Source organism: Streptomyces sp. NPDC059866 (assembly GCF_042731325.1).
GTDB lineage: Bacteria > Actinomycetota > Actinomycetes > Streptomycetales > Streptomycetaceae > Streptomyces > Streptomyces flavusporus.
The window spans coordinates 232,826-258,940 of the sequence record NZ_JBHWJT010000001.1 but is presented as its reverse complement, the minus strand read 5'-3'; the positions used below and the strand labels follow the sequence as shown (position 1 = coordinate 258,940).

The following is a 26,115-nucleotide window of genomic DNA, read 5'->3' as shown; positions in this document are numbered from 1 at the left end:
CCCCGGGTGTGCGGCTTCGCGCATTGACCATGCCCGGCTGCCCCCGTATGCTACAAGTTGCGCTGCGGGCCTGCGCACCTCAGACGTAGCAGGCTGCGCTCGCATCTGTTGTATGTCCCCTCGGTTGTCGAGGCGCCACCATCAGTCACTGGTGGGGCGCTTCCTTGGCTGTCCGGCTTCTGCAGAGCGAAACGGGCTCCCGGCGTAAGCAGTACCTACGACTTCAATGTCCGTACCGGAGCCCTTTCCCACATGACGAGCAGCACCGAGACCACCGCCACCACCCCGCAGGTAGCGGTCAACGACATCGGTAACGAGGAAGCTTTCCTCGCAGCGATCGACGAGACGATCAAGTACTTCAACGACGGCGACATCGTCGACGGCGTCATCGTGAAGGTCGACCGGGACGAGGTCCTGCTCGACATCGGTTACAAGACCGAAGGTGTCATCCCGAGCCGCGAGCTCTCGATCAAGCACGACGTCGACCCCAACGAGGTCGTCGCCGTGGGCGACGAGATCGAGGCCCTGGTCCTCCAGAAGGAGGACAAGGAAGGCCGCCTGATCCTCTCGAAGAAGCGCGCCCAGTACGAGCGTGCCTGGGGCACCATCGAGAAGATCAAGGAAGAGGACGGCATCGTCACCGGTACCGTCATCGAGGTCGTCAAGGGTGGTCTCATCCTCGACATCGGCCTCCGTGGCTTCCTCCCGGCCTCCCTGGTCGAGATGCGCCGCGTCCGCGACCTTCAGCCCTACGTGGGCAAGGAGCTCGAGGCCAAGATCATCGAGCTGGACAAGAACCGCAACAACGTGGTCCTGTCCCGTCGCGCCTGGCTGGAGCAGACCCAGTCCGAGGTTCGCCAGACGTTCCTCACGACCCTCCAGAAGGGTCAGGTCCGTTCCGGCGTCGTCTCCTCGATCGTCAACTTCGGCGCCTTCGTGGACCTGGGTGGCGTGGACGGTCTGGTTCACGTCTCCGAGCTGTCCTGGAAGCACATCGACCACCCCTCCGAGGTCGTCGAGGTCGGCCAGGAGGTCACCGTCGAGGTCCTCGACGTCGACATGGACCGCGAGCGTGTCTCCCTGTCGCTGAAGGCGACCCAGGAAGACCCGTGGCAGCAGTTCGCCCGCACCCACCAGATCGGCCAGGTCGTGCCCGGCAAGGTCACGAAGCTGGTTCCGTTCGGTGCGTTCGTCCGCGTCGACGAGGGCATCGAGGGTCTGGTCCACATCTCCGAGCTGGCCGAGCGCCACGTGGAGATCCCGGAGCAGGTCGTCCAGGTCAACGACGAGATCTTCGTCAAGGTCATCGACATCGACCTCGAGCGCCGTCGCATCAGCCTCTCGCTGAAGCAGGCCAACGAGTCCTTCGGTGCCGACCCGGCCTCGGTCGAGTTCGACCCGACCCTGTACGGCATGGCCGCGTCCTACGACGACCAGGGCAACTACATCTACCCCGAGGGCTTCGACCCCGAGACCAACGACTGGCTCGAGGGCTACGAGAAGCAGCGCGAGGAGTGGGAGCGTCAGTACGCCGAGGCGCAGCAGCGCTTCGAGCAGCACCAGCAGCAGGTCATCAAGTCCCGCGAGGCCGACGCGGCGGCTGCCGCCGAGGGCGGCGAGGCTGCGGCTCCGGCCGCGACCGGCGGTTCGTACTCCTCCGAGGGTGGCGACCAGTCCGGTGCCCTCGCCTCGGACGAGGCGCTGGCTGCGCTGCGCGAGAAGCTGGCCGGCGGCCAGAGCTGAACCGCTGCCGCTGAGGCTTAGCCTTTGACAAAGGGGCCGTACCTTTCGAGGTACGGCCCCTTTGGCGTGTTTGGCGTGTTTGGCGTGTTTGGCGTGTTGGGGGGGGTGTCCGTTGTCGTTCGACTGCGGGCCGTCGGTGGCTTGTCGCGCAGTTCCCCGCGCCCCTGGGCGGCGTTGCCCTCGCCGTTGCGGAAACGTGCGGGGTACACCAGTAACTGACGGGCTGTAAGGCTCAGGTGATCAAGTGCGTAGGCCGGGAATGGCCATGCCCGCCCGCGCGTTGTGCAGTACGAACACGAGGAGGAGCGGTCACAGTGCTTGATCCGCAGGGTTTGTACACGTGGGAGCCGAAGGGGCTGGCCGTCGTCGACATGGCGCTCGCCCAGGAGTCGGCCGGTCTTGTCATGCTCTACCACTTCGACGGATACATCGACGCGGGCGAGACCGGCGACCAGATCGTCGACCGGCTCCTCGACTCGCTGCCCCACCAGGTCGTCGCCCGCTTCGACCACGACCGGCTCGTGGACTACCGCGCCCGTCGCCCGCTGCTGACCTTCCGGCGCGACCGCTGGACGGCCTACGACGAGCCCACACTCGCCGTGCGACTGGTCCAGGACGCCACCGGAGCCCCCTTCCTGCTGCTGTCCGGTCCGGAACCGGACGTGGAATGGGAACGGTTCGCCGCGGCCGTGGAGCAGATCGTGGAGCGCCTCGGCGTCCGCCTCGCCGTGACCTTCCACGGCATCCCCATGGGCGTCCCGCACACCCGCCCCGTGGGCATCACCCCGCACGGCAACCGCACCGAGCTCGTACCGGGCCACCGCAGCCCCTTCGACGAGGCCCAGGTGCCCGGCAGCGCCGATGCGCTCGTCGAGTACCGCCTCATGGAGGCGGGGCACGACGTCCTGGGTGTCGCCGCACACGTCCCGCACTACATCGCCCGCTCCCCGTACCCGGATGCGGCGCTCACCGCCCTGGAGGCCATCACGGCGGCCACCGGACTGGTCCTTCCCGGCATCGCGCACTCCCTGCGTACGGACGCCTACCGTACGCAGACCGAGATCGACCGGCAGATCCAGGAGGGCGACGAGGACCTCACCGCCCTGGTCCAGGGCCTCGAGCACCAGTACGACGCCGTCGCGGGCGCCGAAACCCGCGGCAACATGCTCGCCGAGCCGGCCGAGATCCCGTCGGCGGACGAGATCGGGCGGGAGTTCGAGAGGTTCCTGGCGGAGCGGGAAGGGGACAACTAGGGCTCGCCCCCGGGGGGCCGGGCCGGTCCCCGGGCGCCCGCCCGGTGGTCGCGGACCGGCTGGGTGCGTTGTCACTGGCAGACCCTAAACTTCCGGTCATGCTGAAGGTGGGTCTGACCGGTGGGATCGGCGCCGGCAAGAGTGAGGTGTCGCGGCTGCTCGTCGAGTGCGGGGCCGTGCTGATCGACGCGGACCGCATCGCGCGCGAGGTGGTCGCGCCGGGCACGCCCGGTCTCGCCGCGGTCGTCGAGGCCTTCGGCGAGGACGTGCTCGCCGAGGACGGCAGCCTGGACCGGCCCAAGCTGGGCTCCATCGTCTTCGCCGACCCGGACAAGCTCGCCGTCCTGAACTCGATCGTGCACCCCTTGGTGGGGGCCCGCTCCCGCGAACTGGAGGCGGCGGCCGCCGAGGACGCCGTCGTCGTCCATGACGTCCCCCTGCTCACCGAGAACGGTCTGGCGCCGCTGTACGACCTGGTGGTCGTCGTCGACGCGAGCCCCGAGACCCAGCTCGACCGTCTCGTACAGCTGCGAGGCATGACGGAGGAAGACGCACGCGCGCGTATGGCGGCCCAGGCGACGCGCGAGCAGCGCCTGAAGATCGCGGACATCGTCATCGACAACGACGTACCGCTGGGGGAGCTTCAGCAGCGTGTGAAGGACGTATGGGCCGATCTCGTCCGGAGGGCGCAGACGTCCCAGGAGCCGCACCAGGAATAGCGGCCCCGCGACCGGGCGTTGAAACCGGTCAGTAAGGGAAGGACTCTGCCGTGCCCGACACCAGCGGATCGACCGGACGTACTCCGGAGACGCATGTCATCGACTTCCGAGCCGCCGAGCACCTGCTCGCCGCACGGGATCCGCGGGGTGCGGTGAAGCTGCTCGACGGAGTCATCGCCGCGCATCCCGAGAACACCGCGGCCCGGCTCTTGCGCGCGCGTGCCTTCTTCGCGGCCGCGCAGCTGAGGCCGGCGGAGCTGGAGTTCACCATCGTCCTGGAGCGCGAGCCGGACAACGCGTTCGCCCACTTCGCGCTCGCCCGGACGTACGAACGCCAGGGGCGGCCCGAGCAGGCCAAGCGCCACTTCCGCCTGGCGGCGGCGCTGGACCCGAAGCCGCAGTATCTGAAGGCGGCCCGGTTCGACGGGTGAGAGCGCGTCGGCGCCCCCTGAGCAGGCGCTACGGGGCCCGGTCGTCCGGCGGCTGGTACGGCGGGACGTCCGGGCCCGGCTGGTAGTGCGGGCCCTGGCGGATGTGCCTGAGGACCACGGCAAGATCGATGGTGACCACCAGCCAGAGCACACCGCAGGTGATCGCCCACCCCGGCCGCCCTGCCAGAGCGAACGCGACCGTCCCGAAGGTCGTCCAGAGCAGCCCCCACACGCTCAGCCAGAAGCGCATACGCAGTGCACTGCGCGCTGTCACCGGTTCACTGCCCGTACGCATCGGATCACCACTCCTTCTTGAAACGTACTCTTCGGTGCGGACGTTCTCCAAGGGGGAGACCGGGGGACTCGCAGGGTCGTTTCCATGATGAGACCAGCGCCTTTGCCTCGCCTTCGCCACTCGAACGGGTGAACCCGAGGTGGGCGGGAACGGGCGTGCGGATGCGGTCCGTTGGACTGGCATGGAGCTGAAAATGCGAGAAGGACACCACGGGACGGGCCCCGGAGCCATCACCCCGGACGGCTGCGCAGTCGAGCTCTACTCACGGCTGCCCGTCGGCACCGAGCCGGACATCATCGCCGCGGCCGTACCCCCGGGCGCGCACATCCTGGAACTCGGCTGCGGGGTGGGCCGCATGACGCACCCGCTGCTGGAGCGCGGCTACGCGATCACCGCGGTGGACGAGTCTCCCGACATGCTCGTACGCGTCCGCGGTGCCCGCACGATATGCAGCCCGATCGAGGAACTCGACCTGGGCGAGAGGTTCGACGCGGTCCTGCTCGCATCGTTCCTGGTGCACACGGGGGACGTGGAGGTGCGGCACAGCCTGCTGCGGACCTGCGTCCGCCACCTGGCGGACGGCGGCTGCGTGCTGATCCAGCGGGAGGGCGAGGACTACCACACGAACATACCGCGCGAGCGGGTCGATGCCTCCGGCTTCACCCTGCGGATCGTGTCGTCGGAACCGCTCGGGGACGGCACGAACTCGGTCCGCGCGGAGTACGAGTTCCCCGACGCGACCTGGACCCAGACGTTCCGGGCCCGGCCGCTGACGAAGGAGGAGTTCGAGGAGGCGCTGGCGGAGGCGGGGCTGAGAGTGGACGAGTACCTGACGGAGGACCGGATATGGGTGAGGGCGGTCGCGGCGGGCTGATGGCCGGGGCGGCTGCGGGGAGGGCACGCAGGGATCTCCCTCGGATGCGATGAGTTCCGAAGCGCGGGCGGGTCTATCCAGGTGACAGCATCACGGACCGCTTCACCTGCCCCAGGAGACCCTCATGTCCGAGTCCACCGCTTCCGCAGCCTCCGTCGCCTCGTCCGGCATCGTCGTCGCCGAGTCCGAGACCGCGCGGGGGCGTCGCGCCCGTATCGCCCTGCGTTCTCTCCAGGTCGTGCTCGCGCTCTTCTTCGCGACCGCGAGCGCCCTCCCCAAGCTGATCGGCCACTCTTCGGCCGCCGAGATCTTCGACGACATGGGCTGGGGCAGCGTCGGGATGTACAGCATCGGTGCGCTTGAACTGGCCGGTGCAGTCGGCCTGTTGCTGCCGCTGCTGCAGTCCGTCGCGGCGATCGGGCTGAGCGGGCTGATGGTGGGCGCGTTCATCGTCCAGCTCACCGTCTTCGACGGCGAGTATGCGGCGACACCCCTGATCCTGCTCGTGCCGCTCACCCTGATCGCCTGGGCGCGGCGGCGGCAGAACGGGGAGTTGCTGCGGGTGGTGCTTCGACGGGGGTGAGTGTTCCGGCCACGGACGGTCGTGCCGACGGCGCGCACGGGTCGACGCGGGCGACACTCGGTGAGCCCCACCCGGGGAGGTCCTCGGGGCGGTGGCCGGTCGTCCAGTGGGCGACCGGTCATCGTCCTCCGGCACGGCCTTCCGTCCGCCCCCGGCCGCCAGGGGTCCCTGGACCGCTGAAGCCGCCCGGACCGCCGAGGCCGCCCAGGGCGCGTAGGCGTTCCAGTTCGCGGCGGTCCCGCTTGGTCGGCCGGCCGGTGCCTCGGTCGCGGATGCCGGCGGGGGCGACGGCCTCGCGGGGCGGGGGCGGCGGGCTGTTGTCGATGTAGCACTGGACGGCCACCGGGGCGCCGACCCGCTTGCGGATCAGTCGCTTGACGACGACGATCCGCTCCCGGTTCTCCTGCCGCAGACGCACCTCGTCGCCGACGCGGACGGAATGCGCGGGCTTGACCCGCTCGCCGTTCACGCGCACATGGCCGCCCCGGCAGGCCGTGGCGCCCTGGGAACGGGTCTTGACCAGCCGTACGGACCAGATCCAGCTGTCGATGCGGACGGTCTCGCCGTTCGCCGGTCCGGCCGCCTCGGCGGCTGCCACGGCGGCGGCGATCTTCGGATCCATGGCCTTTGGTTCTGGATCCATGGCCTTTGGTTCTTCTGGTTCTTCGGCCTTCGGACCCAGTCCCTCGGGTTCTTCAGCTTGCGGGGCCAGGTCGACCGTCGTGTCCGTGCCGGTCTGCGGATCTCCACCGGCCTGGGCATGCGTGCCCTTCCGGCCGTTGCCGCCACTTCTGTCCCTGCCGGTGCGCTCCGAGCCCATGTCTCGACCTTAGCCCTCCGGGTCGGTCGCGTCCGAATGCCTTTTGCCGCCGGTCAAGGCGTACGTCTGGACCAATGGCCCGGCATCCACCATGATGACGCCGCCATGACAACGTAGTCCTCGGATGGTGACCGTGCGCGGATCCCTCGTCAGAGCCACACTGGCCGCCGTACTCCTGATGGCGCCTTTCCCCGCGGTCGCGCAGGAGACCGCGACCACACAGGCCCCCCGCGCAGCCGAGGAACCCGAGTCCGCCGCCCAACCCGCGGCCGATGCCGCCGCCGGGGACTGGACGCCCCCGCTCAGCACCCGGGGCCGCTGGATCGTCGACGCCGACGGTGACCGTTTCAAGCTGCGCTCAGGCAACTGGCACGGAGCGAGCGGCACCTGGAACGGTTCGGGAAGCGCGGACGAGGACGCCAACCACCACGCCGGCGAGAACTCCGGCCGGATACCGCTCGGCCTGGACCGCGCCCCCATGGCCGAGATCATCGCCGGTTTCCAGGAGCTCGGGATCAACAGCATCCGGCTGCCCTTCTCCAACGAGATGATCCACGACAGCCGTCCCGTCACCGACGATTCCGTCGCCGCCAACCCCTCCCTGCGCGGCAGGACCCCGCTCGAGGTGTACGACGTCGTGGTCCGTGAGCTCACCGCCGCCGGACTCGCGGTGATCCTCAACAACCACACCAACACCACCCGCTGGTGCTGCGGAGTCGACGGCAACGAGCGCTGGAACGCGAGCCAGTCCACCGGGACATGGGAGAACGACTGGCTGTTCATGGCCCGCCGCTACAAGGACAACCAGCGCGTGGTCGGCGCCGACCTCTACAACGAGGTGCGTCGCAATGTCTGGGACGACCCCAACTGGGGGATCGGCGACAACCACGACTGGTTCGCCGCCTCGCAGCGCGTCGGCGACCGCATCCTGACGGAGGCGAATCCCGGCCTCCTGATCATCGTCGAGGGCATCAACTGGACGGGCATCCCCGTCGACGGCTTCGCGCACGAACGCCCCACCCTGGAGCCCGTACGCCGCCTCTCGCACACCCTCGTCGACTCCGGCAAGCTCGTGTACTCCGCCCACTTCTACGACTACACCGGCCCGAACCACAGCGGAGCGACCGGAACGGGGGAGACCAGTGACCCCCGCTACCGCGACCTGAGCCCCGCCGAACTGATCGAGGTACTGAACCGCCAGGCCTCGTTCGTGACCGCCGAACAGGACCAGCACTTCACCGCCCCCGTCTGGATCAGCGAGTTCGGCATCGGCGGCCGGGACGAGACCGGTGTGAAACAGCGAGCCTGGTTCGAGAACTTCGTCGACCACCTGATCCGTACCGACGCCGACTTCGCGTACTGGCCGCTCGTCGGCTGGCACGAGGACCGCAAGGGCAACGGCTGGGCCCTGCTGCACTGGGACTCCGCAGGCAACCGTATGGGCCTGTATGACGGCGACGACTGGCGGGCCGCCGCCTGGACCCGGCTGATCGGGGCCCAGGGCCGCACCGGTCACGTCGCCCCCGCGACGGAGTGGTCGATGCTCAGCCCCGACCACGGCGACTTCGTCCAGTCGCGACGGATGCGCGCGCTCCCCGACTGGGACTCCGGCGCCCGCAAGGCCGTCTGCCCCGACGGGCAGCGCCTCCTCGGCCTCAGCCACACCGGCAACCGCGGCCTGTGCACGGACGTGTCCGCCGGTGCCCTGTGGGACCCGGCCGGCGGACACGAAGCAGTCGTCGACGAGCGGCACGTCAGACCCGGCCAGGACTGGGCGTCCGGCTACACCAAGCTGCAGTGCGCCGACGGTCGGTTCCTGACCGGGTACAGCATCCGCGGCGCCGCCGTCTCCGCCGCCCTGTGTGCGTCCGTACCGCCCGGCAGGCTGGGCACGAGCGGCCGTACGGTCTGGTTCGACCGGGGCGACAACAGGGGCTCGGCCCCCAAGGGCGGGGACTTCGCGCAGGGTCACTACAAGGGGCAGTGCGCGGACGACGAGTACGCGGCCGGGATCGCGTACACGGGCCGGGTGGGGTCGGCACGGACGCCGGATGCGTTGTACTGCCGCAAGCTGGGCTGACCGCCCGGCACACCCGGATCTACCGTGGACCCATGGACACCGGCAGCCTCTGCGCCCTCGACCAGCGGATCGCGGGCTGCCGGGCGTGCCCGCGGCTGGTTGCCTGGCGTGAGGAGGTGGCCCGTACCAAGCGCGCCGCCTTCGCCGACTGGACGTACTGGGGGCGGCCCGTCCCGGGCTTCGGCCCGGCGGACGCCCGGCTGCTGATCGTCGGCCTGGCCCCGGCCGCGCACGGCGGCAACCGCACCGGCCGGATGTTCACCGGCGACCGGTCCGGGGACGTGCTGTACGAGGCGTTGTACGACGTGGGCCTGGCCTCACAGCCCACCTCCCGCACCGCCGACGACGGCCTGGAGCTCTACGGCGTACGCGTCACCGCCCCCGTCCACTGCGCCCCGCCCGCCAACAAACCCACCCCCGAGGAACGCGACACCTGCCGCCCCTGGCTCGTACAGGAACTGCACCTGCTGCGCCCCACCCTGCGGGCGGTGGTCGTGCTCGGCGCCTTCGGCTGGCAGGCCGCGCTCCCGGCGTTCGCGGAGGCGGGCTGGACGGTGCCGCGGCCCCGGCCGGCCTTCGCGCACGGCGCGCGGGTGACCCTCGACGGACTGGACCTCTTCGGCTGCTTCCACGTCAGCCAGCGCAACACCTTCACCGGGCGCCTCACTCCTCAGATGCTGCGGGACGTGCTGCGTGGAGCGGCGCGTACGGCGGGCCTGGCGGCGCGAAACTGACGGGACAGGGCCGCCGTAGCGACGTTACGGTGCCCCGATGGGCCTCTATCCGGAGATCGAACCGTACGACCACGGCATGCTCGACGTCGGTGACGACAACCGCATCTACTGGGAGACCTGCGGCAACCCGGACGGCAAGCCCGCGGTGATGCTGCACGGCGGGCCCGGCTCCGGCTGCTCTCCGAGCTTCCGGCGCTACTTCGACCCGGCCGCCTACCGCATCGTGCTGCTCGACCAGCGCGGCTGCGGGCGTTCGACGCCGCCGGCGAGCGCGTACGACACCGACATGAGCGTCAATACGACGCCGCACATCATCGCCGACCTGGAGCTGCTGCGGCGCCACCTCGGGATCGAGCGGTGGCTGGTCTGGGGCGTGTCATGGGGGTCGGTGCTCGGACTGCGGTACGCGCAGACGCACCCCGGTGCGGTGTCCGAGCTGGTGCTGACCGGTGTCGCGACCGGCTCGAACGCCGAAGTGGCCCTGATGACCAGGGGGCTTGGCCGGATCTTCCCGGAGGCCTTCGAACGCTTCGTGGGCGAACTGCCCGTGGCCGAACGCGACGGAAACCTCGCCGCCGCGTACAACCGGCTGCTGGAGTCCCCCGATCCGGCGGTGCGGGAGCGGGCGGCGCGTGCCTGGACCGACTGGGAGACGGCGATCATCCCAGCGCCGCCGCGATCCGTGGAACGCTACGAGGACCCGGCGTTCCGCATGGGCTTCGCCCGCACGGTCACGCACTACTGGGGCAACGACCACCTGCTGGGCGAGGGCGTCGACGACGAGGTCGTCCTGCGCGAGGCCCATCTGCTGAAGGGCATCCCCGGCACCCTCGTCCAGGGCGGCCTCGACTTCGGCAACCTGCTCGGCATCGTCTGGCGGCTGCACCACGCCTGGCCGGACAGCGAGCTGGTGGTGGTCGACGAGGTCGGGCACAACGCGGGTGCGCCTGGGATGACGGAGGTGTTGGTGGCGGCGACGGACAAGTACGCGGCAGGGTCGGGGCGGCGGTGAGCTCGCGGAGTCGCGGGTTGGGCCAGGGCTGACGACCAGCAAGGCGGGGAGTTGTGCGAAGCCGCTGCCGAAGAGGAGGGGGCGGGGGCACCGTCGGAGTGACCGGCTCATGGCCGCCAGGCGTACCTCACATCAGGCTCCCGCTCCTCGTTGCCGCTGCCGTCGGTGCGGTTCACCTCGACGAAGCCGTGACGTTCGTAGAAGCGCTGTGCGGGGTGGTTGACCTGGAAGGCCCACAGGGCGAGGCCGGTGGGGCTGAGCTCCTTGGCCAGCGCGACGAAACGGTCCCCGATGCCCCGCCCTCGCCAACCGGGGTCGAGATACAGGGCGTTCACCTCCTCACCGTCGAGGGTCATCATGCCGACCACCGCAGCTGGGCTCTCGCCGGTTGTCTCCGCGACCCAGGTCGTGCCCCGTGGCACCACGACATCCCGGATGTGGGCGCGGACCTCGTCGTCGGAGTGGGCCCGCCGCACGGTGGGCAGCGCGGCGCTGTAGGACCGCAGCCAGACGTCCGCCACGGCGGCGGCATCGGGGGCGGCGGCCCGGCGGAGAACGACGGAACTCATGAGCCGGCCCCCTCCGGGACGACGGCCGTCGCCGTGATCTCGACCAGCTGCCCGGTGTACCCGAGGCAGGCCACACCGATGAGCGTGGACGAGTGCGGGCCCGTACTGAGCCCCGACGCCTCGACCACGTCCCATACGGCGGACAGCGCCGCGGGCTCACTGCTCACGACGTACACGTCGGTCGACACGACATGCGCCAAGTCGCTGCCGACGGCAAGCAGTTGCTCCTTCAGATTCGCGATCACCTGCTCGGCCTGCCGCACGGGATCCCCTTCTGAGACCAGCTTCCCCTCGGCGTCGAGCGGCACGGCCCCCGCGAGAAACGCGAGCTTCGTGCCGGCCTCGACGACGGAGGCGTGGGAGTAGGTGGGCGGAGGGAAGAGGCTGGGGACGGTGACGCGCTGGATCACGGCGGCTCCATGTGCGGGGGGACGGTCAACCTGCCGATCATCCGAGCTCTCGGCCGGGCCCGCACCCGAATTTCCGCGCGCCCGCGTCACACGGCCGAAAGACCGCCGTACGGACTCTCCACCCGCCATCCCCCTTCCCGCGCCACCCGCTCGAAGACGCCGATCTTGTACGCCAGCCCCTCCGGCTCCCCGATGTCACACGACCAGTGGGCCTTGGCCCGTTCCTCCTCCCCGCGCACCAACGGCCGCCCGCGCACGGCCAGATGCAATGCCAGAGTCGAGCGCGCATACACCCGTACGGCATCACGCTCTTCCCTCATACGCCGGTACCGTTCCGTCTCCCGCAGGCGCAGCCGCCCGCCGTCGCTTCCGGCGACGAGGAGCGGGACCAACTTCCCCTCGGCGTCGGCCACCAGGAACGTCACCTCACCCTCCTCGTTCTCCCGGACCTCGTACCGAGGCAGATACGACAGCCGGGCGAGCCCCAGCGCATGCTTCCACGAGGTGACCCACAGCCCTCGGCCGAGGTAGTAGCGGACGGTCGGCTGCCAGGTCCAGTACGTGTCCAGACGGAACCCGTGCAGCCCTTCGGCGCGGCAGGCGTCGTACACCATGTCCAGCGCGGCCGAGGCGAGTCCTTGCCGGCGGGCGACGGGATGGACGTACAGCGACGAGATGCGCACCGCGCCCACGCCCACGGGCCAGGTGTCGACGGCGATGGTCCCCATGGGCCCGCCGCCCGGCGAGCAGATCCAGTACCTCCTGCGGAAGTCGTCGTCGTGCCTGTGCTCACGCCCGTCCGAGCCCAGCCGGAGCCGCCACCGCTTCTCGCTCGAGACGGTGAGCGACTCGGGGTCGACACACCGCCGAGGGCGCCTTCGGCGAGTGAGGCGAGGTCCCAGAGCCCGAACCGACGGCCTTCGCCGAAGGCGACAGGACACAACTCGGCGCGGGCCGCGAGGCGTTCGTGCAGGCGGGCGACTTGATCATCCTTCATGGGCCCGGAGCGTAGGGACGTGTCCGACGGTCGGCCCTGCGTCCTCGGAGCTTCACCCGGGAATGTCATCCGGGCGATGGACCGCACTCCCGTTCACGCAGCTGGCGTTCGCACTCCTGTGCAAGGTCCGGGTACGCCTTGGAGATGGCCGCGTAGACCCTGCGTCGCAGCAGGTCCTCCGCAGCCGCGCGTCCGATGCGCCCGAACAACTCGTCGAGGATCTCGTCGTAGCGAGTCAGCCGATGGCGCAGGTAGTTGACCTTCCAGCGATCGAGCGCGCCGGGCTCGGCGCTCTCCACCGTGGCCGGATCCGCCACGTGCCCCCATCGCCACAACGCCCGCTCCTCGTCCCGGCGATTGCGGTGCTCGACCGCCAGCGTTGCCAGCGTGTGCGGGGCGAGCCGCGGCACATCGACGGGTTCCGCCGCGATCCGCGCCAACACCTCCCGCCGCCTGCGCAGAGCGGCAGCCCGCGCCGCGGCGGACCGTCGCGCGGCAGCGGCCGAAGCGGACCGGAACTCCTCACTCCGCTCCGCGGCTTCGACGCGCTCGGTGCGGTAGAGGCGGGTCTGCGGGGCGGAGCGGAAGTACGGATTGGTGCGCAGTTGATCGGGTTCGCCGAGCAGTTGCCGCACCATGCCGGGAGTCCAGCCGCGAGCCCGTAGCCCCGCGACGGACAGGTAGGTGCGGGTCGGCTGCTGGTCTTGGCCGGCGTGGGCCTCTTGACCCTTGTGATCCTTCTCGTGCGTCATCACTGCTTCCCCCGTCATCGTTACGCTGAGTGACGAGTTCATTGATAACGCGCACCACTGACAATCGCCCTCGCGGCGCCTCCGGCGGCCGGCGCGAGACGTCAGGCCATCAGGGTCAACCGTCGGCGGTCAGGGCCGTACTCAACCGCCGGAACCGTCAGGACCCCTCCGGGGGCGGGAAGCCTGCGCGAGGCACTGACCTCGCTGAGTCGTTGATCCACTTCAGGGGCGGACTTCAAAGCGGCGGCGAGGGGGTGAGGCCCAGGGTCCCGGGGCGGGCGGCGACTGCGTAATCGCGTGGAGCCATGGCACACAGCTGCATACGCTGCACCCATGTCCTCCCGTGACGACGCCACCTTCCTCAACACCACCGCCGACCGCCTGGCCACTCTCCCCACGGTCCGGGCGGTAACCCTCGGCGGCTCCCGCGCCCAAGGCACGGAACGCCCCGACAGCGACTGGGACCTGGCCATCTACTACCGCGGCCCCTTCGCCCCCGCCGACCTGCGTGCGGTTGGCTGGGAGGGCGAGGTCACCGAGATCGGGGCTTGGGGCGGCGGCGTATTCAACGGCGGCGCCTGGCTGACGATCGAGGGCAGGCGCGTGGACGTCCACTATCGGGATCTCGACGTCGTTGAGCACGAGTTGGCGGAGGCAGAGGCGGGACGCTTCCGTGTCGAACCGCTGATGTTCCACCTGGCGGGCATCCCGACGTACCTGCTCGTCGCCGAACTCGCTGTCAACAAGGTGTTGCGGGGCGAGCTGCCGCGCCCCGCAGCCTATCCGTCGGCGCTGCGCGAGAACGCCCCGGCACGGTGGTACGGCGTGGCCGCGGCCACCCTCGCGTACGCGAAGGCGGGACACGCCCCCAAGGGCGCCCTCACCCAGATCGCGGGCGCGATCGCCCTGGCCGCGACGCAGACGGCACATGCGGTGCTGGCGGCGCGCGGGGAATGGGTCACCAACGAGAAGGGCCTCGTCGAGCGGGCCGGGCTGCAGGAAGTCGACGTACTGGTGGGGAATCTGACGCGCGATCCGGAGGCGCTCGCCCGGTCGGTCACCGAGGCCGAGATGCTCCTCGGCCGGGCCGTGGAGGTGGCCCGCCGATGACCACTTCCTGGTTGGGCGACCCGGTCGACGCCCGCCCGTTGTTCGGTTCTGAGCTGCAGGCGTTGCTCGACACCCTGCGCGGTCTGTGGCCCGCTGACTGGAGCAGGACGGCACTCCCGCGCTGGACTGTGCATGACCTCGCCGCCCACGTTCTCGGCGACTACTGCGGCCGCCTGGGCCGCACCCCAGGAGGATACGAGCGTGTCTTCAAACCTGGGGAGACGCTGGAGGCATTCATCCACCGCACCAATCAGGAATGGGTCGACCTCCGCGCCGATGACAGCCCTGCCTCGCTCATCGATGCCCTGGACACGGCCGGGTCCCGGCTCGCCGACCGATTCGCCACCGCTGACCTCGAAGCGCCCGCCCTGGGGGTGTCGTGGGCAGGAGTCGACCCGGCGCCAGGATGGCTGGACATCGCCCGGGAGTTCACCGAGTACTGGACCCACCGGCAGCAGATCCGCCATGCCGTCGGCCGTGACACCGACCCGGAACCACATGCCCTGTCCACCGTCCTGGACACCTTCATGCGGGCCCTCCCCCACACCCTGCGGCATACGGCAGCACCGGTCGGGGCCCAAATCGAAGTGATCGCCGAGGGGCCGGCCGGTGGCAGGTGGACCGCCACCGCCACCGCGGACCGCTGGTCACTGGCCGTACCGCCCAGCGGCAGGCCGACCGCCTCGGTAGTCCTGGACACAGAGACCGCCTGGCGCCTGTGCACGCGCGGCATCGATCCCGGCACCGCCCTTGGCCGAGCCCGCGTCCAGGGGGAGCGTCGACTGGCCGAAGCTGCATGTCGGATCGTGTCCATCGTCCACTGATCAGTGCTGGGTGAACTGGACCCCGGTCGGCTGTACGGCGTCCGGGCGTATGGCGACGCCGTTGACGGTCAGTTGTTCTCCGTAGATGTCGGTGAGCCTCAGCGGGCCGCCGCAGCCGGTGCCGTCGGCGGAGAGGAAGTAGTTGTAGTCCGTACGGGAGAGCTGACGCCAGCCGCTGCCGACGCCGACCTCCAGCCGGGCCAGCGGATTGCGGTGGCCGATCGCCTGGATGCCGCACCAGTGGCGGCTGGACCCGGTCTTGTACCGGATCGAGACCGTGTCGGACGTGCTGGGACTCAGCAGGCTCCAGGTGATCGGGATCCGGCCGGCGGAGAGACCGGCGAGTTCCGCGAAGGCCTGTTTGCTGAGGTCGAGTTGCCCGGGTGCGCAGGGCAGCGGGCATTCGTTGGTGATCCGGACCGTTACGGAGGCACCGCCGGCCGCACGGACCAGCACATACGCCCCGCACGCCTTGGACGACTCGTAGTCCGTGTGGTTCATCGCCGCGACCATGAGGTCGGGGCTCGGGCCGTACAGGCAGGCGCCGTCGCCGTCTCCGGCGTCGTAGTGGGTGGCGGCTCCCTGGTAGGTGACCTCGGGCTGAATCCGTCCCGCCAGTGGTGCCGTGCCGGAAGCCGGGCGTGGGGCGGGTTCGGGGGTGCTCCTGGGTGACGGCCGCGCCGACGGGGTGGTCGTGGCGGGCGTCGGGTTCGGGGACGTCGTGGACGGCCTCGGCTTCGGTTTCGGCGTCGGCTTCGGCTTCGTCGGCGAGGCGCTCACCTGGGTGCCGGCGACGGGCGTGGCCGTGGCCTGCACGGTATTGGCATCCCGGTCGGGGCGGAGGGCCACGACCAGCGAGACGACGAGCACGGTGGCCGCCACGGCGACAGTGGAGACGAGGGCGGTGCGTCGACGCTTGCGGAGCGGACGGCGGTGGGAAGGGGATGCCACGGATGAGTCCTTACGTGGTTCAGGAGAACACGGCTTCCGACTCATCAGTGGTCACCGGGGCCGGAAAGGTTGCCGGGCTTTCAGCGGCGGTGCGGTAGAAGAAACTCCGGGGCGTTCGGGGCGGGGAGTTTCTCGCCGCGGGTGTCGGTGACCTCGACGCGGATGACTCCCTCGGTTTCGCCGAAGGCGAGGCGGAGGTGGAAGTCGCGGCCGGGGACGTGGGGGAGTCGCTGAGCGAGTTCGTCGACTTCGCTGCCCGCCAGGCGTGACCCTTGCAGTGCCTCGTGACCGCGCTGTCCGTCGCGGGGCCCTGTCATGCCGGATTGCGTACATAAAGAACACGGCATCCAGGTCAAGTGTCACCTCGGGGAAATCATTGCGCTCCATTTTCTCCAGATCCCCGAGCTACGGTGGGTCCCACTGGGTCCCACCCATCGCCCGGCCACCGTCGCCCGAAGGCACCACCCCCGCCCTCGTCCCGACAGGAGCCCCGTGTCCCGCCCCGCCCCCGCGTTGCACCTTCCGCCCTGGCTCGCCCACGCCCTCCGCACCCAGCGGGGCCCCGTGCCCTGGCCCGCGGTCGTGCGCGGCGCCCTGTCCAGCGGGCCGTTGCTGCTTGTTGCCGTGCTTGCCGACCGCACCTCCCTCGGCGTGGTGGCCGCCATCGCCGCCATGCTCGCCGGCATCAACGACCGCCCCGGCAGCCGGCGGGCCTCCGTCAGGCGGCTCGGGGTGCCCGCGCTCGCGGGCGCCGGTGGGATGCTCGTCGGGACGTATGCGGGGGACCATGTCGGGGCCGTGGCGTTGAGCGTTCTCCTCACCCTTGTCGGGCTGGTCGCCGGCGGCATGAGTGCCGTGGGGCCCGTTGCCTCCGGGGCCGGGACCCAGCTGCTCGTCGCCGCTGCCATCGGGGCCGGGATGCCGTTGCCGGAGGAAGGGTGGCAGCGGGCTCTCGCCTATCTAGCGGGGGCCGGGTGGCTGCTCGGGCTGCGGCTGGTGCTGCCGACCCCCGGGGCGATCGCCGGGGACTTCCGGTTCGACGGGGAGCGGGAGGCGGTGGCCGACGTGTACGACGCCGTCGCCGGGCTTCTCGACGCCGTCGGTACCGCGCACGCCACCGCCCGCCGGGCCGCTCTCACCGCCACCCTCGATCATGCGCAGGACGCCCTCGCCGGGCCCCGGCTGCGGCGGTACGCCAGTTCCGCGGCCGAGCGGCGGCTGCATGCGCAGTATGCCGCTGCCCTTCCGCTCGCCGAGGCCGCCACCGCGCTCGCGTGGGCGGGGGAGGCCGTCTCCGAGCGGGCCTCCGAGGGGCCCCGGCGGCTCGCCGCCGCCGTACGCGGCAACACGCACACCGGGCCGCTGCCCGCGCCCCACCGGAACGCGCCTGCCCTGCGCGCCCTCGACAACGCCCTGCTGCACGCCGCCGAGGCCTTCGACCGGGGCACGGGGGCCGACCTGCACTCCCGGAGGCGTACGGCCGGGGATCTGCTCCGCACCGTTTTCGGGGTCGGTGGGCGGGAGTACGGGCTGCGTGTCGGCCTCTGTTTCGGGGCCGGCGCGGCTGTCGCCCAGGCTCTGCACCACGCCCAGTGGCACGGGCAGCACGAGCACTGGTACTGGCTGCCCGCCACCGTCGTCTTCCTCGTCAAGCCCGATCTCGGGCCGCTCGTTTCGCGGGTGCTGTGCCGGGCCGCCGGGACCGTCCTCGGTGCTCTCGTCTTCGCCGGGTTCGCCGCCGTGCTGCCCCGTCCCGAAGGGCTCATCGCGCTCGTCGCCGTCAGTGGTGCGCTCATTCCCGTGGCCACGCGGCACTTCGCCGCGCAGACCGCCGTCGTGACCGTCCTTGTGCTCGCCCTGGTGATGGTGGGCGGCGAGCCGCAGGCCTCCGTCAGCCGGATCGGGGAGACGCTGCTGGCCTGCGCGATCGTGCTGATCGTCGGACATCTGCCGATGCCGGGGCAGCGGGGTGGGGGTGTGCGGGCCCGGCTCGCTGCGGCGGGCGGCGCGGCTCAGGCGTACCTCGCCCACGTTCTGCACGAGACCGACCCCGACTCCGACACCCGCGCCGTCCGCTGGACCCTCCGCCGCGAGGCCTACCGGGCCCTCGCCGAGGCCCGTACCGCCATCGCGCTCGCGGCCGCCGAACTCCCCGCGCTCGCCCGGCACTCGGAAGGCGCGGAGGAGATCGTCGCCGTCCTCGAACGGCTCGTCGACACGACCACCGCGTGCGCCGTCCACCTCGACGACTCCGGCCGGCTCACTCCCCGGCACACCGAGCGGCTCACCGAGCTCCTCGACGAACTCGCCGAGCGGCGTGATCGCGTGGGGCTACGCCTGCCCGATCTGCCCCTCGCCGTGTAGGGCGTGGTCGGCTCAGGAGGGCTGTTCCCGGCCGGCTCCCCGGGCCCGGGGGAGCCGGTGCGGGCTGTGCGAGGCCAGGGTGACCGCCCGGCGAGACGGGCGCGACGGGATGCGCGGTGGGGCTGACGTCACGGCACGGCACCGTCGTACGTTGGCCCCATGACGCCTTCTCCCGCGGAAGCTGATCTCATCATCACCGGATGCACCGTCCTCGTGCACGACGATCACGAGCGGATCGGGTTCGAGGAGGACGCCGCCATCGTCGTACGGGACCGAGTCGTCGAGGCTGTCATCGGCGCCGCCGATGCCGAGGGCCTGGCGGCACGCGAACGCCTCGACGCCCGCGGGCAGGTCGCCATGCCCGGCCTCGTCAACTGCCATACGCACGCCCCGATGGTCGCGCTGCGCGGTGTCGCCGAGGACCTGCCGACCGAGGAGTGGTTCAACGACGTCGTGTGGCCCATCGAGTCCAACCTCACCGAGAAGGACGTGGAGTTGGGTGCTCGGCTCGCCTGCGCCGAGATGATCCGTGGTGGCGTCACCTGCTTCGCCGACCACTACTTCGCCATGGACGCGGTCGCCGCCGTGGTCGAGGAGTGCGGCATGCGGGCTCATCTCGGTGAGGCCTACTTCTCCTCACAGGGCGCTCAAGGGCGGGAGAAGTCCCTGGAGTTCGCGCTGCGGCACCGCGGCGCCGCCGACGGTCGTATCACCACCACCCTCGCCCCGCACGCCCCCTACACCGTCGACGACGCCGACCTCGCCGCCACCGCCGCGCTCGCCCGTGCACACAGCCTGCCCGTCCACATCCACGCCTCCGAGAACCGCGACCAGGCCGCCACCAGCCTCGCCCGCCACGGCCGTACGCCCATCGAGGTCCTCGAAGCCGCCGGGCTCCTCGACACCGACGTGCTCATCGCCCACGGCACCGGCATCCTCGACCGTGACCTGCCCGTCCTTCAGCGAGCCACGGGACGTGTCGCCGTCGCTTGCGCACCGCGCGGCTATCTCAAGTTCGCCTGGCCCACCACCACACCGGTACGCGCGCTGTACGACATCGGCATCCCCGTCGGCCTCGCCACGGACGGCGCCGCCTCCAACAACTCCCTCGACGTATGGGAGTCGATGGCGCTCACCGCCCTCATCCAGAAGTCGACCGAGGGTGACCCGCGATGGCTGACCGCCCGTCAAGCCCTGCATCACGCAACCCTCCAGAGCGCGCGGGCCGTCGGGCTGGGCCAGGACATCGGCAGCATCGCACCCGGCCGCCGCGCCGACATCATCCTCGTCGACCTCACCGGCCCGCACACCCAGCCCGTGCACGACCTCGCCGCGACCCTGGTGCACAGCGCCCGCTCCGCCGACGTGCGCACCACGATCGTCGACGGACGGATCCTCATGCGCGACCGCGAGCTGCTGACGCTGGATGTGCCCGCCGTCGTACGGCAGCTGGGGGAGCGTATGCCGGCACTCCTGGACCGGAGCCACGGTGAGCGGATCCAGGAGTACGACACCTGATCCTGACTCGACGAGTACGGGGAGCGACACGGAGCGTCGCCGAAACCCCGGAGTGGCGAGATGCTTCTCACCATCCAAGTTGAACGCGTGTCAAGTACGTCTCAGTCTCGTCACTTCGCGAGGCCATTCACCTCTGGAAGGCGTTAACTCCAACAAGTACGACGCTTACTGGAGGTGCGAGATGGTGAACGGGCGAAGGGTGCTCGAGCGCTTTCCCGCAGGCGGGCCGCGGGGATCGTGGCCGGCGGAGGAGTTCGCGCAGGCGCGCCGGATGGAGGGCCTGCCCGCCGAGGTCGTCATGGACCTCGCGACGGACACGTTCCTGGTGATCGTCCGGGGTGGCGACGGCGTGGAGTGAGTCGGGCCGGGCCGCCTTAAGGACTCAGGGCCCGGCCTTGCGCCTCAGACGCTGACCGCCCGTGACCACGTCGGCGTCGTGCCCATGATCCGGCACAGCGCCAGATAGAGCGGGATCGGCGGCGTGTAGGGGAACGTGCCCTCCGGGCGGTGGATGAGGCGCGGGGTCTCCGGGACGAGCGCGCCGGTGGCGTACCGCGCGGGGGCGGGCCACTCCAGGGCGTAGTCGGAGTCCGACGGGACCAGCCACCACCAGTGCGCCTCATCCGCGTAGATGCATCCCACGCGGGGCAGCCGGGGCAGTACGAGGGGTCCGAAGCGGGCGGGCACCGCCACCGCGTCGCATCCCAGCGGGGCCGTCATACCGTCCGGCACGGACAGCCGCCGGGGCGTGTCCGGGGTGCGCAGCCCGCGACCCAGACGGACCAGGGTGTCCAGACTGAGCACCTGTCCGCCGCCGGAGGCAGCCGTCAGACCCATTCGGCCCCCGTTTCGCGGTGCGTCGCGTCCGGCGCCCCCCGGTGCGCCTCGCCCTCCTCGTCCGAGCCGCCGGACGGGCCCGGCTTGGGGCGGGCGCCCCAGCCGAGATCGTCGCGGGGGGCGTCGGCCTGGCGCGGCAGCTCTGCCCAGACCATCAGCCCGGGGCCGTGCTCCTGGGCGCCCCAGGAGTGCGACAGGGCGTCGACGAGGAGCAGTCCCCTCCCATGCTCCTCCTCGGGCCGGCGCGGGGACGGGTGCGGAGCACCCGGAGCGCACCCCTCGTCACGCACCGCTATGCGCACCACGTCGTCGCGGTCGTGCAACTCGCAGACGACGACCTCGCTCGCGGTGTGCATGATCGCGTTGGTGACCAGCTCCGACACCACCAGGGCGGCCGTGTCGCAGGTGTCCTCGCACACCGACCAGCCGGTCAGCCGGGTACGCGTCAGGCGTCTGGCCTGAGCGGGGGAACCCGGATGTGCGGCCAGTTCGAAGCGGAACCGGCGCTCGGCAGCCGCCCTGAGGGGGCCGGCTCCCGAAGCGGAACCGAGGCCGAAGCGGCCTGCGGCGGCGTCTGTTCCTAAGGGCGCGGACGGAATCACGCTTGCCACTATCGCCCCGGCGTGAACACTTGGCAAGTGTCACTCTGAAAATTGCAGAGTGCCGTGTGACGCGGTGAAGGGTCGTGGCACACTGCTCGCAACAGCATGTGACGCGGCGCCAGTTGGGATCGGCGGAGGTCGGCCTCGGTCTTCGAATAGATCTTCGAATGGCGCCGCTGGGCTGTGCAGGATTTGCGCCAGGGGTGCCGCCAGGGTTGTCAGGGGGCGCCCAGGTGTCGTCAGTTCCCGTGAGTGGAGGTGGAGCGTGAGCGAACCGCGGTCCGCGCCGACGGTCGGCCAGGTCGTCCTCGGCCGACGCCTGCAGGACCTGCGGGAACGCGCCGGCCTCAAGCGCGAGGAGGCCGCCCGCGTTCTCCGCGTCGCCCCCGCCACCGTCCGCCGTATGGAGACGGCCGAGGTCGCCCTCAAGATCCCGTACCTCCAACTGCTCCTCAAGGCCTACGGCATCCCCGACGACGAGTCCGAGGCCTTCGTGGAGCTGGCCGAGGAGGCCAACAAACCCGGCTGGTGGCAGCGGTTCCACGACATCCTGCCCGGCTGGTTCTCGATGTACGTCAGCCTGGAGGGCGCCGCCGCCCTCATCCGCAGCTACGACCCCCACTTCGTGCCCGGCCTCCTGCAGACCGAGGACTACGCGCGCGGTGTGCTGAGGTCGGGCGCCGTCGGCCAGACCCGGCCCGAGGACATCGAGCGCCATGTCGACCTGCGTATGCAACGCCAGGAACTGCTCACCCGCCAGAACGCGCCCCGGTTGTGGGTCGTGATGGACGAGACCGTGCTGCAGCGCCCGGTCGGCGGTCCGGAGGTGATGCGTGCGCAGATCGACAAACTGCTCGAGGCCACGAAGCTGCCCAACGTGACGTTGCAGGTCGTCCCGTTCGCCACGGGTCCGCACCCCGGCACGTACGGGCCCTTCGTGCTGTTCCGGTTCGCCATGCCCGAACTGCCGGACATGGTCTACAGCGAGTACCTGACCGGCGCCGTCTATCTCGACGCGCGCGCCGAGGTGGCGACCCACCTCGAGGTCATGGACCGCATGGCGGCGCAGGCCGCTACGGCACATCGCACGAAGGAGATCCTCAGGGATCTCCGCAAGGAGTTGTGAATGGATCGCAGCACGTCCCAGCCCAGGCCGCGGATCCGCACCGAGCGGATCTACAACGGCATGCCCGCCCGGGAGTTGGGCAGCGAGGGCTGGCACAAGCCGTGGAGTGGCGGCAACGGGGGCAACTGCCTGGAGGCGATGAAACTGGCCGACGGCCGGATAGCGGTCCGGCAGTCCACCGACCCCGACGGACCGGCGCTGATCTACACCTCCGACGAGATGACCGCGTTCATCAAGGGCGCGAAGGCGGGGGAGGCGGACTTTCTGCTGTCCTGAAGCGATCTGACTGATGAAGAGTACCGATTTGAGTAGTGAATTGATCACTTATCGCATTCGACGCTTACGGAGTGGCTCATGACCGGGCAGGACCCCACCGGCGCCATCCAGATCGACACCAGCAAGCCGCATCCCGCGCGCATGTACGACTGGTACCTCGGCGGCAAGGACAACTACCCGGTCGACGAGGAGATGGGCAAGCAGATGCTGGCCCTCGACCCGCGCGTGCCGGTCATGGCGCGCGTCAACCGCGCCTTCATGCACCGGGCCACCCGCTGGCTGGCCGGGAACGGCGTACGGCAGTTCCTGGACATCGGCACCGGCATCCCGACCGAGCCGAACCTGCACCAGGTGGCCCAGGGCGTCGCGCCCGACGCGCGCGTGGTCTACTGCGACAACGACCCGATCGTGCTGGCCCACGCGGCGGCCCTGCTGCGCAGCACGCCCGAGGGCGTGACCGAGTATCTGCAGGCCGACGTGCGGGATCCGGCCACCATCATCGAGGGGGCCAGGAAGATCCTGGACCTGAGCCGGCCCGTGGCGCTCTCCCTCGTCGCGCTGCTGCACTTCGTCTCCGACGAGGACGGCGCGCACGAGCTGGTCGCCGGCCTGCTGTCCGAACTGCCCTCCGGCAGCTACCTGATGATGACCCACGCCACCGCCGACTTCACGCCGGAGGAGTCGGCGGCGGCAACCGCGAAACTGAAGGCCGCGGGCGTTACCCTGGCACTCCGCTCCCGCGTCGAGTTCGCCCGGTTCTTCGACGGACTGGAGCTGGTCGAACCGGGAGTCTCCGTGGTCCACGAGTGGCATCCCGAGCTGGGGGAGCCGGTGCCGGGGCAGGACGACGGGGTCATTCCCGGGTATGGGGCGGTGGGGCGCAAGCCGTAGGGCTGCCGACCAGGGCTGGGCTGTGGGGTGAGGACGACGGGGCTTCGGGCTCGGGGCGCCGGGTGGGCTCTGGGCGCCGTTCACCGCGGCGGCGGCACCCGCACAGCGCGTCCAGCGCCGAGTTGGTGCCGCGGCACTAGACCCTCATGGGCCGGTCATACGGCCCTATGGGCGCCGGCAGCTGTGAACTTCCCGTCAGATGGCGGTCGACGGCCGCCGCCACCGCCCGCCCCTCCGCGATCGCCCACACGATCAGCGACTGCCCGCGCGCGGCGTCCCCGGCGGCGAACACGCCCGGGACGTTGGTCGCGAATCCGGCATCCCGTGCGATCGTGCCGCGCGGCTCCAACACCAGTTCCAGCTGGTCGATGAGGCCGTCGGCCCGGTCGGGCCCGGAGAAACCGAGCGCCAGCAGCACGAGGTCGGCCGGGAGTACCCGCCCGGTGCCCGGCACCGGCCGCCGCTGCGCGTCCACCTCGACGAGGTGCAACGACCGCACATGTCCGTCGGCGTCACCGGTGAAGCGGAGCGTCGACGCCGCGAACAACCGGGCGTCGGCGTCCGCCGCCGGCGCGGTCCGCAGAGCACCGGCCTCCTCGTGCGCGGCCGACAGCCGGTAGAGCTTCGGGTACGTCGGCCAGGGCTCGGCGTCCTCGTCGCGCTCGGCGCCGGGCTGGGCGTAGATGTCCAGCTGTGTGACGGAGGCGGCACGCTCGCGTACGGCCGTGCCGAGACAGTCCGCTCCCGTGTCACCACCACCGACGATCACGGCATGCTTGCCGACGGCGGACAGTGGGGAGACCTCCAGATCCCCCTCGCACACCCGGTTGGCCAGCGGCAGATACTCCATGGCCTGATGGATACCGGCCAACTCCCGCCCCGGAACGGGAAGTTCACGCCACGCGGTCGCCCCGGTCGCGATCACCACGGCGTCGTAGCGCGCCCGCAACTCCGCTGCCCCGATGTCCCGCCCGATCACCGTCGACGTACGGAACTTGGTCCCCTCGGCCCGCATCTGCTCCAGCCGCCGCTCCAGATGGTGCTTCTCCATCTTGAACTCCGGGATGCCGTACCGCATCAGCCCGCCGAGCCGGTCGTCCTTCTCGTACACCGCCACGGTGTGGCCCGCCCGGGTCAGCTGCTGAGCCGCGGCAAGTCCGGTGGGCCCCGACCCGATGACCGCGACCGTCCGCCCGCTGAGCCGCTCCGGCGGCCGCGGCGGTGCGAAACCCTCTTCCCAGGCCCGGTCGGCTATCGCGCACTCGACGTTCTTGATCGTGACTGCCGGCTGGTTGATGGTGAGCACACAACCCGCCTCGCACGGCGCCGGGCACAACCGACCCGTGAACTCAGGAAAGTTGTTGGTGGCGTGCAGCCGGTCGCTCGCCGCCCGCCAGTCGTCGCGGGAGACCAGATCGTTCCACTCCGGGATCAGATTGCCCAGCGGGCAGGCCTCGTGGCAGAACGGGATGCCGCAGTCCATACAGCGGTCGGCCTGTTTGTTGATGATGGGCAGCAGCGCCCCCGGGACATAGACCTCGTTCCAGTCCCGCACCCGCTCCTCGACGGGCCGGCGGGGCCATTCCTCGCGGGGGGTGGTCATAAAACCCTTGGGATCGCCCATGGCCGTTTTCCTTGCGTACGCGTACGACAGGCCGTGCGTCTTCGGGCGGCACTCTTTCGGCCACGATACGTCCCGTCGGCCACGGGTGCAGAGCGTGGGACAGCGCTTTCTGGCGGGTTGACCGGGAGCCTTCCGACCGCGCGGGCGTCGTCACGTGAGCCCCAGCACGTACAGCACCGCCGCGGCGGCCGAGGCGATCATGCGGACGTGGTTCCACGCCGTCCACTCCCTGACATACGTGGGCCAGTACGCGGCTGCCTCCGGTGTCCCCGCGTCCAGCTCGAGCAGCGCGTTGTTGCGCGGCACGTTCGCGACCACGGTCACGCCGAACGAGCCGATCAGATACAGCGCGCTGCCCAGCAGCACCTCCACCGCCCCCTCCTCCGGCCAGACCACCAACGTCACCACGGCGATCACCGCGCACAGCAGCGCCGACCCCAGGAACACGATCATGAAAGCCGGTTGCACGGCCGTCACGTTGATCGCCTTCATCGCGGCCACGCCCTGTGCGGGCGGCAGCACGGCGAGTCCTCGCATCACGAACGTCGAGAAGGCGCAGAAGACCCCGGCCACCAGGCCCGTCCCGAGCACTCCCAGCACCGTCAGCACGAAGTACGGCCCATTGATCATGTTGCCCCTCATCTCCCACTTCGGACCGGGCCCGCGCCCAGCCCATCCTTGATCACGACTCACCGCTCACCGCTCCCCACCAGTGAATGT

The 26,115-nt window shown here is 70.6% G+C and carries 29 protein-coding genes; 17 read left to right on the top strand and 12 right to left on the bottom strand.

Translation table 11 applies throughout. From position 1 onward, the window contains the following. Positions 1-252 precede the first annotated feature (252 nt). The 4 genes from rpsA (at position 253) to ACFV7R_RS01215 (ending at position 4,146) form a co-directional block, all read left to right on the top strand. Positions 253-1,743, top strand: a complete 1,491-nt coding sequence (rpsA, locus tag ACFV7R_RS01230; RefSeq protein WP_129797332.1) for a 30S ribosomal protein S1 — start codon at positions 253-255, stop codon at positions 1,741-1,743. A gap of 314 nt (positions 1,744-2,057) precedes the next feature. Then, positions 2,058-2,996, top strand: coding sequence for a PAC2 family protein (locus ACFV7R_RS01225; RefSeq protein ID WP_385258454.1), 939 nt, complete (start codon positions 2,058-2,060; stop codon positions 2,994-2,996). 98 nt (positions 2,997-3,094) lie between these two features. Then, a complete protein-coding gene (gene coaE / locus ACFV7R_RS01220; RefSeq protein ID WP_385258452.1) occupies positions 3,095-3,715 on the top strand; it encodes a dephospho-CoA kinase in 621 nt (206 codons plus the stop codon). Between the two features lie 50 nt (positions 3,716-3,765). Beyond that, entirely contained in the window at positions 3,766-4,146 is a 381-nt protein-coding gene (locus tag ACFV7R_RS01215; RefSeq protein WP_385258448.1) for a tetratricopeptide repeat protein, read from the top strand. Positions 4,147-4,174: 28 nt separating this feature from the next. On the opposite strand, the gene ACFV7R_RS01210 is transcribed toward ACFV7R_RS01215, so the two are convergent. Continuing rightward, a complete protein-coding gene (locus tag ACFV7R_RS01210) occupies positions 4,175-4,441 on the bottom strand; it encodes a DUF6343 family protein (protein ID WP_385258445.1) in 267 nt (88 codons plus the stop codon). A 193-nt stretch (positions 4,442-4,634) separates the two neighbouring features. Between ACFV7R_RS01210 and ACFV7R_RS01205 the strand changes: the two genes are divergently transcribed. Both ACFV7R_RS01205 and ACFV7R_RS01200 read left to right on the top strand, forming a co-directional pair. Further along, a complete protein-coding gene (locus ACFV7R_RS01205; RefSeq protein WP_385258443.1) occupies positions 4,635-5,315 on the top strand; it encodes a class I SAM-dependent methyltransferase in 681 nt (226 codons plus the stop codon). Positions 5,316-5,439: 124 nt separating this feature from the next. Continuing rightward, positions 5,440-5,898, top strand: coding sequence for a DoxX family protein (locus ACFV7R_RS01200; protein WP_385258441.1), 459 nt, complete (start codon positions 5,440-5,442; stop codon positions 5,896-5,898). Positions 5,899-6,016: 118 nt separating this feature from the next. On the opposite strand, the gene ACFV7R_RS01195 is transcribed toward ACFV7R_RS01200, so the two are convergent. After that, a complete protein-coding gene (locus tag ACFV7R_RS01195; RefSeq protein ID WP_385258886.1) occupies positions 6,017-6,541 on the bottom strand; it encodes an RNA-binding S4 domain-containing protein in 525 nt (174 codons plus the stop codon). Between the two features lie 301 nt (positions 6,542-6,842). On the opposite strand from ACFV7R_RS01195, the gene ACFV7R_RS01190 reads away from it, so the two are divergent. The 3 genes from ACFV7R_RS01190 to pip are packed head-to-tail and all read left to right on the top strand — an operon-like array spanning position 6,843 to position 10,544. Next, positions 6,843-8,798: a glycoside hydrolase family 5 protein gene (locus ACFV7R_RS01190; RefSeq protein ID WP_385258439.1), complete on the top strand. Its 1,956-nt coding sequence runs from the start codon at positions 6,843-6,845 to the stop codon at positions 8,796-8,798. 32 nt (positions 8,799-8,830) lie between these two features. Then, positions 8,831-9,532, top strand: coding sequence for a uracil-DNA glycosylase (locus tag ACFV7R_RS01185; protein WP_385258436.1), 702 nt, complete (start codon positions 8,831-8,833; stop codon positions 9,530-9,532). A gap of 37 nt (positions 9,533-9,569) precedes the next feature. Beyond that, entirely contained in the window at positions 9,570-10,544 is a 975-nt protein-coding gene (pip, locus tag ACFV7R_RS01180) for a prolyl aminopeptidase (protein WP_385258434.1), read from the top strand. Positions 10,545-10,651: 107 nt separating this feature from the next. On the opposite strand, the gene ACFV7R_RS01175 is transcribed toward pip, so the two are convergent. The 4 genes from ACFV7R_RS01175 to ACFV7R_RS01160 form a co-directional block, all read right to left on the bottom strand. Beyond that, positions 10,652-11,113, bottom strand: a complete 462-nt coding sequence (locus ACFV7R_RS01175) for a GNAT family N-acetyltransferase (protein WP_385258431.1) — start codon at positions 11,111-11,113, stop codon at positions 10,652-10,654. Further along, on the bottom strand, positions 11,110-11,523 hold the full coding sequence (locus tag ACFV7R_RS01170; RefSeq protein WP_385258428.1) for a RidA family protein: 414 nt from the start codon (positions 11,521-11,523) through the stop codon (positions 11,110-11,112). Before ACFV7R_RS01170 ends, ACFV7R_RS01175 begins: the two co-directional genes overlap by 4 nt. Positions 11,524-11,609: 86 nt before the next feature. Further along, positions 11,610-12,464, bottom strand: a complete 855-nt coding sequence (locus ACFV7R_RS01165; protein WP_385258425.1) for a GNAT family N-acetyltransferase — start codon at positions 12,462-12,464, stop codon at positions 11,610-11,612. A gap of 121 nt (positions 12,465-12,585) precedes the next feature. Further along, complete coding sequence (locus ACFV7R_RS01160) at positions 12,586-13,272, bottom strand: hypothetical protein (RefSeq protein ID WP_385258423.1); 687 nt, start codon at positions 13,270-13,272, stop codon at positions 12,586-12,588. Positions 13,273-13,605: 333 nt separating this feature from the next. Between ACFV7R_RS01160 and ACFV7R_RS01155 the strand changes: the two genes are divergently transcribed. Both ACFV7R_RS01155 and ACFV7R_RS01150 read left to right on the top strand, forming a co-directional pair. After that, complete coding sequence (locus tag ACFV7R_RS01155) at positions 13,606-14,382, top strand: nucleotidyltransferase domain-containing protein (RefSeq protein ID WP_385258420.1); 777 nt, start codon at positions 13,606-13,608, stop codon at positions 14,380-14,382. Further along, positions 14,379-15,206 (top strand): maleylpyruvate isomerase family mycothiol-dependent enzyme, encoded by an 828-nt coding sequence (locus ACFV7R_RS01150; RefSeq protein ID WP_385258417.1) that lies wholly within the window; start codon positions 14,379-14,381, stop codon positions 15,204-15,206. Before ACFV7R_RS01155 ends, ACFV7R_RS01150 begins: the two co-directional genes overlap by 4 nt. Here ACFV7R_RS01150 and ACFV7R_RS01145 read toward each other — a convergent pair whose 3' ends face one another. Together ACFV7R_RS01145 and ACFV7R_RS01140 are read right to left on the bottom strand one after the other, a co-directional pair. Then, positions 15,207-16,157, bottom strand: a complete 951-nt coding sequence (locus ACFV7R_RS01145) for an expansin EXLX1 family cellulose-binding protein (RefSeq protein WP_385258415.1) — start codon at positions 16,155-16,157, stop codon at positions 15,207-15,209. 80 nt (positions 16,158-16,237) lie between these two features. Further along, complete coding sequence (locus tag ACFV7R_RS01140) at positions 16,238-16,474, bottom strand: hypothetical protein (RefSeq protein ID WP_385258413.1); 237 nt, start codon at positions 16,472-16,474, stop codon at positions 16,238-16,240. Positions 16,475-16,649: 175 nt separating this feature from the next. Between ACFV7R_RS01140 and ACFV7R_RS01135 the strand changes: the two genes are divergently transcribed. From ACFV7R_RS01135 to ACFV7R_RS01125, 3 genes are all read left to right on the top strand, one after another. Next, positions 16,650-18,521: an FUSC family protein gene (locus tag ACFV7R_RS01135; protein ID WP_385258411.1), complete on the top strand. Its 1,872-nt coding sequence runs from the start codon at positions 16,650-16,652 to the stop codon at positions 18,519-18,521. A gap of 159 nt (positions 18,522-18,680) precedes the next feature. Then, complete coding sequence (locus ACFV7R_RS01130) at positions 18,681-20,039, top strand: amidohydrolase (protein WP_385258408.1); 1,359 nt, start codon at positions 18,681-18,683, stop codon at positions 20,037-20,039. A 181-nt stretch (positions 20,040-20,220) separates the two neighbouring features. Next, the gene (locus ACFV7R_RS01125) at positions 20,221-20,397 is read left to right on the top strand and encodes a hypothetical protein (protein WP_385258405.1); all 177 of its coding nucleotides are present in this window, start codon (positions 20,221-20,223) and stop codon (positions 20,395-20,397) included. A gap of 44 nt (positions 20,398-20,441) precedes the next feature. Here the strand turns inward: ACFV7R_RS01125 and ACFV7R_RS01120 are convergent, their stop codons facing one another. Then, positions 20,442-20,876: a hypothetical protein gene (locus ACFV7R_RS01120; RefSeq protein ID WP_385258402.1), complete on the bottom strand. Its 435-nt coding sequence runs from the start codon at positions 20,874-20,876 to the stop codon at positions 20,442-20,444. Further along, positions 20,867-21,487 carry an ATP-binding protein gene (locus ACFV7R_RS01115; protein WP_385258400.1) on the bottom strand — a complete coding sequence of 207 codons (621 nt, stop codon included), beginning with the start codon at positions 21,485-21,487 and terminating at the stop codon, positions 20,867-20,869. The genes ACFV7R_RS01120 and ACFV7R_RS01115 overlap by 10 nt, the downstream gene beginning before the upstream one ends. 256 nt (positions 21,488-21,743) lie before the next feature. Between ACFV7R_RS01115 and ACFV7R_RS01110 the strand changes: the two genes are divergently transcribed. The 3 genes from ACFV7R_RS01110 to ACFV7R_RS01100 all read left to right on the top strand — a co-directional run bounded on the left by ACFV7R_RS01110 (position 21,744) and on the right by ACFV7R_RS01100 (position 23,771). Next, positions 21,744-22,604 (top strand): helix-turn-helix domain-containing protein, encoded by an 861-nt coding sequence (locus ACFV7R_RS01110; RefSeq protein WP_385258398.1) that lies wholly within the window; start codon positions 21,744-21,746, stop codon positions 22,602-22,604. Next, on the top strand, positions 22,605-22,880 hold the full coding sequence (locus ACFV7R_RS01105) for a DUF397 domain-containing protein (RefSeq protein WP_129797315.1): 276 nt from the start codon (positions 22,605-22,607) through the stop codon (positions 22,878-22,880). It begins immediately after the preceding gene. A 78-nt stretch (positions 22,881-22,958) separates the two neighbouring features. Next, entirely contained in the window at positions 22,959-23,771 is an 813-nt protein-coding gene (locus ACFV7R_RS01100) for an SAM-dependent methyltransferase (RefSeq protein WP_385258395.1), read from the top strand. Positions 23,772-23,907: 136 nt separating this feature from the next. Here ACFV7R_RS01100 and ACFV7R_RS01095 read toward each other — a convergent pair whose 3' ends face one another. Together ACFV7R_RS01095 and ACFV7R_RS01090 are read right to left on the bottom strand one after the other, a co-directional pair. Then, complete coding sequence (locus tag ACFV7R_RS01095) at positions 23,908-25,395, bottom strand: glutamate synthase subunit beta (protein WP_385258393.1); 1,488 nt, start codon at positions 25,393-25,395, stop codon at positions 23,908-23,910. A gap of 150 nt (positions 25,396-25,545) precedes the next feature. Beyond that, positions 25,546-26,025, bottom strand: a complete 480-nt coding sequence (locus tag ACFV7R_RS01090) for a DUF1772 domain-containing protein (RefSeq protein ID WP_385258390.1) — start codon at positions 26,023-26,025, stop codon at positions 25,546-25,548. Positions 26,026-26,115: the final 90 nt, after the last annotated feature.

What these genes read in the sequence shown, in the direction of transcription:
- coaE (WP_385258452.1), top strand. Translation starts at nt 3,095, where the DNA reads ATGCTGAAGGTGGGTCTGACCGGTGGGATCGGCGCCGGCAAGAGTGAG.
- ACFV7R_RS01095 (WP_385258393.1), bottom strand. Translation starts at nt 25,395, where the DNA reads ATGGGCGATCCCAAGGGTTTTATGACCACCCCCCGCGAGGAATGGCCC.
- ACFV7R_RS01175 (WP_385258431.1), bottom strand. Translation starts at nt 11,113, where the DNA reads ATGAGTTCCGTCGTTCTCCGCCGGGCCGCCGCCCCCGATGCCGCCGCC.
- ACFV7R_RS01120 (WP_385258402.1), bottom strand. Translation starts at nt 20,876, where the DNA reads ATGGGTCTGACGGCTGCCTCCGGCGGCGGACAGGTGCTCAGTCTGGAC.
- ACFV7R_RS01155 (WP_385258420.1), top strand. Translation starts at nt 13,606, where the DNA reads ATGTCCTCCCGTGACGACGCCACCTTCCTCAACACCACCGCCGACCGC.
- ACFV7R_RS01210 (WP_385258445.1), bottom strand. Translation starts at nt 4,441, where the DNA reads ATGCGTACGGGCAGTGAACCGGTGACAGCGCGCAGTGCACTGCGTATG.
- ACFV7R_RS01125 (WP_385258405.1), top strand. Translation starts at nt 20,221, where the DNA reads ATGGTGAACGGGCGAAGGGTGCTCGAGCGCTTTCCCGCAGGCGGGCCG.
- ACFV7R_RS01150 (WP_385258417.1), top strand. Translation starts at nt 14,379, where the DNA reads ATGACCACTTCCTGGTTGGGCGACCCGGTCGACGCCCGCCCGTTGTTC.
- rpsA (WP_129797332.1), top strand. Translation starts at nt 253, where the DNA reads ATGACGAGCAGCACCGAGACCACCGCCACCACCCCGCAGGTAGCGGTC.
- ACFV7R_RS01205 (WP_385258443.1), top strand. Translation starts at nt 4,635, where the DNA reads ATGCGAGAAGGACACCACGGGACGGGCCCCGGAGCCATCACCCCGGAC.
- ACFV7R_RS01200 (WP_385258441.1), top strand. Translation starts at nt 5,440, where the DNA reads ATGTCCGAGTCCACCGCTTCCGCAGCCTCCGTCGCCTCGTCCGGCATC.
- ACFV7R_RS01160 (WP_385258423.1), bottom strand. Translation starts at nt 13,272, where the DNA reads ATGACGCACGAGAAGGATCACAAGGGTCAAGAGGCCCACGCCGGCCAA.
- pip (WP_385258434.1), top strand. Translation starts at nt 9,570, where the DNA reads ATGGGCCTCTATCCGGAGATCGAACCGTACGACCACGGCATGCTCGAC.
- ACFV7R_RS01090 (WP_385258390.1), bottom strand. Translation starts at nt 26,025, where the DNA reads ATGATCAATGGGCCGTACTTCGTGCTGACGGTGCTGGGAGTGCTCGGG.
- ACFV7R_RS01185 (WP_385258436.1), top strand. Translation starts at nt 8,831, where the DNA reads ATGGACACCGGCAGCCTCTGCGCCCTCGACCAGCGGATCGCGGGCTGC.
- ACFV7R_RS01105 (WP_129797315.1), top strand. Translation starts at nt 22,605, where the DNA reads ATGGATCGCAGCACGTCCCAGCCCAGGCCGCGGATCCGCACCGAGCGG.
- ACFV7R_RS01100 (WP_385258395.1), top strand. Translation starts at nt 22,959, where the DNA reads ATGACCGGGCAGGACCCCACCGGCGCCATCCAGATCGACACCAGCAAG.
- ACFV7R_RS01190 (WP_385258439.1), top strand. Translation starts at nt 6,843, where the DNA reads ATGGTGACCGTGCGCGGATCCCTCGTCAGAGCCACACTGGCCGCCGTA.
- ACFV7R_RS01195 (WP_385258886.1), bottom strand. Translation starts at nt 6,541, where the DNA reads ATGGATCCAGAACCAAAGGCCATGGATCCGAAGATCGCCGCCGCCGTG.
- ACFV7R_RS01140 (WP_385258413.1), bottom strand. Translation starts at nt 16,474, where the DNA reads ATGACAGGGCCCCGCGACGGACAGCGCGGTCACGAGGCACTGCAAGGG.
- ACFV7R_RS01130 (WP_385258408.1), top strand. Translation starts at nt 18,681, where the DNA reads ATGACGCCTTCTCCCGCGGAAGCTGATCTCATCATCACCGGATGCACC.